Annotated in this window: 2 protein-coding genes; one reads left to right on the forward strand and one right to left on the reverse strand. The window is 62.2% G+C overall.

The annotated features are described in order from the left end of the window. Positions 1-32: 32 nt before the first annotated feature. Positions 33-4,658: a lamin tail domain-containing protein gene (locus Pla123a_RS20480; RefSeq protein ID WP_197528150.1), complete on the forward strand. Its 4,626-nt coding sequence runs from the start codon at positions 33-35 to the stop codon at positions 4,656-4,658. A 202-nt stretch (positions 4,659-4,860) separates the two neighbouring features. On the opposite strand, the gene Pla123a_RS20485 is transcribed toward Pla123a_RS20480, so the two are convergent. After that, the gene (locus tag Pla123a_RS20485) at positions 4,861-5,883 is read right to left on the reverse strand and encodes an integrase core domain-containing protein (RefSeq protein WP_146590469.1); all 1,023 of its coding nucleotides are present in this window, start codon (positions 5,881-5,883) and stop codon (positions 4,861-4,863) included. Positions 5,884-7,345: the final 1,462 nt, after the last annotated feature.

Here is a 7,345-nt window from a genome sequence, read left to right on the forward strand (position 1 = left end):
AGGGAAGTGGCATGCGGCACTGGCGGCGTAAGTTGACGCGGTCCCGAACACCCGACGCAGTTGGCCGCGTCAGGCGGGTGCGTCGGTTCGAGGTCCTCGAGTCTCGAGTGCTGCTGGCGGGGGACGTTGTGATGTACAACGACCACGTGACCGGCGCCGCGACGCACCCGTTTGTCACTGGATACGCTGCTTTTGGGAGCAGTTCCGGACAACTCATCGACAGCCAAACCGGCGCAGCGACCTCGATCACGCTCGCGACAACTTCCATTGGCGCGTCCTACGAGAGCGTCACCGGCCTGCCCGCAAACGGCACCGATGCGGCAAACGCCTTCAACGGCTGGATCGACTTCAGCAGCGCGGGCGGCGCAAGTATCGCCCTGACAGGCGGGGACCGCTACGTCCACTCGTTCTCAGGGCTGTCGTCAGATCGCTCTTATGAGTTCACCGGCACCAGCGTAAGGGGGAACGCGGGGTACACCAGCCGCTGGACCCTGGTAACCCTCGTCGGCGCCGACTCGTTTAGCCTGGATCACAGCGCAGGGATCGGGGTCGTAACGGACGGTCTCCCGGCGAACCAGGTGGCTCTCTGGACCGGAGAGAACCACCTCGAAGATCAAGGGTTTGTCGTCGGTTGGAGCGACATCGACCCGGGCATCGACGGCGAGTTTGAAGTGGTGTCGGAGCAGTATCTTGGGGCGACCCCTGGCGTCGGCACTGGAACCGCGGCGGGCGGGTCCAAGGGCTACGCGCTCACCGCCATCCAATTCGTAGAGAGCGACCCGGCGTTCCACGTCGTGGGCGTCAATCCAGTGAATGGGGCGGCGTTGACCTCTGCGCCTACGAGCTACACCGTTCACCTCAGCGAGCCGCTGGCGGCGGCAAGCCTGGACGCATCGGATCTGGCAGTCGATGGTATTTCCGCCGTGTCGGCGGCGATGATTGATTCAGACTCCATCGAGTTCATGCTGCCGGTGATCACCGGGGATGGACTTCATACCGTCACGATAGCCGAGGGGGCCTTGCTAGGCGGCGATTCGGGGCTGCCCATCTCACCGTTCAGCGGAACCTTTGCGATCTTATCGGGCGGCGGGATCGTCATCAATGAGATCGGCTACGACGTCGGAGACGATTCGCAGCCTTGGGAGTTCATCGAGCTTCTTAACGTAAGCGCCGAAGCCATCGATATCTCGGGCTGGAGCCTGGACGAAGGAGTACGCTACACGCTGCCCGCTAACGTTGTGCTGCAGTCGGGTGAGCACGTGGTGATCGCCCAGAACCCCACGGAGTTTACATCGCAGTTCGGCGTGCCGGTGCTGGGTCCGTTCGACGGCCGCCTCAGCAATAGCGGAGAAACGATTGAACTCCGTGACGCCAACGGCGACAAGCAGGATGAGGTCGACTATCAGCTCGGCTACCCTTGGCCCACTGTGGGCGACATTGAAGGCTACTCCATCCAGCTAATCAATCCGCTGCTGGAGAACGACTTGGGGGGCAGCTGGCGCTCGGCGCCGGCGACGCCGAACGCCCCGAACTCCGTGTTTGCGATTAATGCTCCGCCGCAGACGAGGAAGGTAGATCACTTCCCGGTCTCACCCCGCTCGGGAGAGGACGTCACGATAACGGTCAAAGCCACTGACCCAGACGGCGTCGCCACCGTGGCGCTGCAGTACCAGCTCGTGGAGCCGGGCGACTACATCGCAATTGACGATCCCCGATACACGACTAGCTGGACCACGCTGCCGATGACCGACGACGGCGCCGGAGGCGATGTGACGCCGGGGGATGACATCTACACCGCCGTGCTAACGGGCGACCTCCAACTGCACCGGCGCCTGGTCCGGTACCGGGTAATCGCCACCGACAGCCTCGGTGAGAGCGTCGCGGTCCCCTACGCCGACGACGGCCAACGCAACTTTGCCTACTTCGTCTACGACGACACGCCCGACTGGACCGGCGCAGTGCGACCAGGGCAGACCCAGGAGGTTACGTACGATGGCGAGCTGCTCGACTCGGTCTCGACCTACCACCTCATCACGACCCGCGAAGCGCACGAGGACTCCCAGTTCATCCCCGACTCATCCCGTTTCAATGGCTACGCCGGGAGTGATTATTTGTGGAACGGCGCTCTGGTTTACGACGGCGTCGTGTACGACCACATACGTTACCGCGCCCGGGGCGGAACGTGGCGTTACGCGATGGGCAAGAACATGTGGAAGTTCGACTTCAACCGCGGTCACGATTTTCAGGCACGCGATGACTACGGCGAGACGTACGATTCATCGTGGACCAAGCTGAACCTAAGCGCGATTATCTCGCAGGGGTTCTCGCAGCACCGGGGCGAGCAAGGGCTGTTCGAGTCCGTGGGTTTCAAGCTGTTCAACATGGCGGGGGTGGCGTCGCCAAACACCAACTACGTCAGCTTCCGCATCGTTGAGAGTGCCGCCGAGAATGGACCAGACCAGTACAGCGGCGACTTCCAGGGACTGTACCTTGCAGTGGAGCAGCTGAACGACAACTTCCTCGAACAGCACGGCCTACCGGATGGCAACCTCTACAAGATGGAGAACGGTACAGGCGTCGGCGGCATTGGCGGCGAGCTTAGCAACCAGGGCGACTACCCCGAGGTTAGCGACTCGTCCGACCTGATCGCGTTCAAAACCACCTACGAGAGCGGGCCACAAACCGCCGAGTGGTGGGATCAAAACCTAAACCTTGAGAGCTACTACAGCTACCGGTCGATCCTCGAAGCGATCCACCATTATGACACCGGCTACGGCAAGAATTATTACTACTACCACAACCCGGAAACGGACGAGTGGGAAACGCTGCCATGGGACCTCGACCTGACGTGGGCAGACAATCAATACGGGAATGGCGCCGAGCCTTTCCGCGATCGGGTGCTAGACTTTGGCGCTTACGCGCAGGCCTACCGCAACCGCATGCGGGAAATCCGTGACTTGCTCTACAACGAAGAGCAGGTATCACTGCTTGTGGATGAGTCGTCGTCCTTCGTCTTCACGGAGGGTCAGCCTTCGCTCGTCGACGCGGATCGAGCGATGTGGGACTTCAACCCGATTCTCGTGTCGGACTACGTGAACCTAGGGCAGGCAGGTCACGGCCGCTTTTACGCGGGTGGGGGGAGCGTCCCACCGCCCGGAAGCTACGCGGGGATGAAGCAGGTGCTCGTAGACTATTCAATCACACGCGGCGCGTGGATCGATCAAAACATCTTGACTGATGAAGCGAACATCCCCGATACGCCGACCATCAGCTACACCGGGCAGGCGGGGTTCGCCCTCGGGGGGTGGGAGTTCACCACCAACGATTTCCCAGGATCACCGACAGCATTCAGCGCAATGGAGTGGCGGATTGCGGAGGTTTCGAACCCCAACACGCCGGGGTTCGACCCCAATGCGCCGTGGAAGTACGAAATCGACGCGGTTTGGGAGAGTGGGGAACTTAACTCGTTCCAAGATTCAATCACGGTTGGCGCGGGGCAGTTTCAAGAGGGACGCACCTACCGGGCGCGGGTAAGAACGATGGACTCCCGCGACCGCTGGAGCCACTGGTCGGACCCGATCGAATTCATCGCCGGCCCGCCGGTTAGTGTGCCCACGCTCGCCATAACCGAACTGCACTACCACCCCAACAACCCAAGCCTCCTCGACGAGTCCGACCAGGAGTTCATCGAGATCCTAAATACGGGCGCCCAGACGGTGGACTTGTCGGGCGTCCAGATTACCGACTTCTCGAACACGCCGTATTTGTTGGCCGATGGGTTATCGCTCGACCCGAACGAATACATTATCGTAGCGCGCAACCCGGCCGTGTTCCAATCTATCTACGGGACCGGGATCAACCTCGCACCCGGCGGGTACGCCGACGCTAACCTCAGCAATGGCGGCGAGACCATCTCCCTGTTCGCTGCAAACGGCGTCCAGATCCTGTCTTTCACCTACGACGACACCGCGCCCTGGCCCGAAGCACCGGATGGTGATGGCCCATCGCTTGAAATCATCGATCCCTCCGGAGACCCCAACGATCCGACAAACTGGCGAGCCAGCATGTCTGACAGTGGATCGCCTGGCTCCGACGGCAATTCAACGCCTACGTTAGCGGGCGACTACGACCGGAGTGGCCTGGTCGATCAGCTCGACTATCAGCTGTGGAAGAACCAGTATGGCCTGACTCCCGCAGCAGCCGGCGATGGGGCCGATGGAAATGCCGATGGGGTAGTCGACTCCGCAGACTACAGCATTTGGCGGGACAACCTTGGCGCCTCTCTTTCCGCTTCGCCTGAGGCGGCTCACACCGCGTTCGCAGCCACCGCAGCGCGAGTTGAGGCAAGCGAGGGAGAGAATGAATTGTCGTTGCCTGCTGAAAGTGAACCCACGCTTGCGGACATAGTTTTCGGCTCGATCGGAGACCCCGAGATTCCGTCCGCGCCTGCCGATATTTATCCTATGGCCCCCCTGCCCGTCTTATCAGATTCGCTGCTGCAGCTTCTCGCACAGCAGCTACGAGACTCGGCGATGTTCGACAAATACCAGGGAGACTTCGACGCCTTATTGGTTGGCGGCGAGAGCAGCGAAGCGGACGAGCACGAAGAGGAAGAGGATCTGAGTAGCGTCGCAAACTCGCTCGGCTCCGCGTTCTGATAGCCGAATACCTATCTCTCCCGAAAACTCAATCCGGCAAGCTAGGCAAGGCGTCGCGGAGTGACTTTGGAGAAAAGAGGATCTGCGAAACAGACGACTGCCGGTCGTCAGAAAGCCCGTCAGCGACCTAGAGTGACGCTGCTTTCGCATTCGGCGCAGACACCGAGGCAGCCCGCGCAGCGGGCGACGAGAAAAGTGACTCTCAGGCCGCGCGGCGTGAGTAGCTGTGGTGTAACCCACCGAGGACAGGCGTGGCCACGACGGGGCCGATGTCGGGCGGCTCAGGCTCTCGGCCAAGCGGCGCGTCGCCCTCCAGTCCCTGGTGTGGGCGATGACCGTTGTAGTAAGAGAAGAAGAATTCTTCGAGCACTCGCCGCAGGTGATCCTCGCCCAGGACAATCAAATGCTCGAGGCACTCCCGCCGAACGGTCCCGACCAGCCGCTCGACATACGGATTTTGCCAGGGGCTGTGTGGCGCCGTCGTGCAATCCTCGATCCCGATCGCCGCGACGCGTTGCTGAAACACCTGGCCGTAGATGGCGTCGTTGTCGCGCAGCAGGCAGCGCGGCGCCGCGTCAAATGGGAAGGCCTCGTTGAGCTGCTGGGCCGTCCACCGCGCAGTCGGGTTGGTCGTGACGTTGAAATGTAGCACCCGGCGCCGGTCGTGCGAGAGGATCACGAAGCAGTACAGCAGCCGAAACGTAGCCGTGGGAACGACAAAGAAGTCGCAGGCGGCGATCTCCTTCGAGTGGTTGGCGAGGAACGTCTTCCAGCCAGGCGAGGGATTCCCACGACGCCGCACCATGTAATGAGCGACGGTCGACTCGGCGACCTCATAACCCAAGAGTCGCAGCTCGGCCCGGATCCGCGGCGCGCCCCAAAGCGGATTCTCGCGGGACATTTGCCGGATCAACGCCCGAACTTCGGCGTCAATCAGTGGCCTGCCACCCCGTCGCGATTTCCACTTCCAGAAGAGTCGAAAGCCCTGCCGATGCCAGCGGCACACGGTGTCGGGCTGCACGATCACCAGCGACGACCGCCAGCCGCTCCAAAAACGCTTGAGCATCACCCAGAACAGCCGATCGGGGGCAGCAATTCGCGGCCGGCCTCGCTTCCGCTTGTAGCAAGCCAGTTGCTGCCGCAACGCGGCGTTCTCAGCCGCTAGGCAAGCCCGCGGAGCCACCGCCGCTTTCAAAGTCCAGTACATCGCCCGAACGAAGATCATAGAAAAGAGCTGGTGACAGCGACGGAAGGCAAGAGGCTCATAAGGCAGCCCCTCAATTCTCCCGGCCGCAGCCACGATGGCCAAGCCGCGGTGACACCAGTCAATTCGGATCTTGCGCAAGCTCCTTCATCGCCTTGACTTGTGACAACGTTAGGTCGACAAGCCGAGCCAGAAAAAGTTCAACTGGCGTCCAGTTGCCCCGATTTCTCTTTTCTCCGCCGCCGCGGGTTGGCCCGACACGGGTTGATTCGGCGAGCACGGGGCCCCATTCCGCCGGCCCTCATCTCTGGGCTCGAGCTTCCTGGCCGTGGCTTCCTGGCCGTGGCTTCCACGGGCCCCCTGGCTCATCGTTGGCCTCCTGGCTCATCGCTGCTCTGCAAACTGCTCCAAGCGAGTCCCCGCCGAGCAGTCTTGGCTGCCACGCGACTTTTGTCCCTCCTGGCGCTATCGATTGCTAAGGACAAAAGTCGGGCCCCATTTCTGGCGTCGATCGCCGCAAGTGATGTATATCGTTGTGGTTGCGGAATCGCCCCGCCGCGGGCCTGGCCGACTATTGTCCGATCTTGCTCGCCAGCGCGGACAAAAGTCGTTCAGCACCAGCGACGCGGACGCCTGCGAATTCTCCCAGAGACCGCCGGCAGCGGTCGGCGGGATTCTGGGTCGCCAGCAGCGCCCCCTCCAACAACGACCCCGCAGCCCCTCTATTGGACCGCGCGGGGCGCCCGATTTCTACAAAGAAATGACAAGCGGCCCCCGATTGTGGCACGTTGATTCCCGCCGTGATGGCCCTCGCGAAAAGGGGCGAGACCGCCATCCCGACGAGCAGCGAGAGCGTGTGGCGCGCCCCGAGTGCGTCGTGAATCAACAGCGGCGCGACCACGTCTGCCACGGCGGCCCACCCGGTACCAACATCAGCCGCGGAGCGTCATCCCCGGCTCGGCGTCAGCCGCCCACGCAAAGAATCGCACGCCAGCACACGCCGGTCGATCGCCGGCGCCCAGGCATCGACCGACATCTATCGGGACCGCGGGGGGGCAGGGCAGTTGGGGCGAAACGACGCGACCAAGGGCCGTCCCCGCCTACAGTCGCCGGCGAGCAGGCGTCACGACGCGAGTAGCACGACGGCGCCAACCTCAGTTACACTCGATGGTGTGGCGGCGTTGTTCACGTAGGAGTTGGGGCGTGAGTCCCGCCCCTGCCTCGTAGCCGCCGACGCCGCGCCCACGTGCCGCGGCGTGAGAGTCGGTCTCCCGGCGGAAGCAGAGAACGATTCCTGACACCTTTAGTGGCCCGGAGTGACTTGGGAGCAAGAGGACCTGACCAAACATACGACCGCCGGTCGTCAGTAAGTCCCTCAACCACCTAGAGTAAAGCGAGGTTCACAAACTGGACCTGTCCCAATACTGTTCGGCACGCGATTTGCGCACGCCAATTCGTCACTGCGAGGCGATCTAGTCGAGGT

It is taken from the genome of Posidoniimonas polymericola, from assembly GCF_007859935.1.
Taxonomy (GTDB): domain Bacteria; phylum Planctomycetota; class Planctomycetia; order Pirellulales; family Lacipirellulaceae; genus Posidoniimonas; species Posidoniimonas polymericola.

Excerpts from the sequence above, each read along its gene's own strand:
- Pla123a_RS20485 (WP_146590469.1), bottom strand. The coding sequence starts at position 5,883 with ATGATCTTCGTTCGGGCGATGTACTGGACTTTGAAAGCGGCGGTGGCT.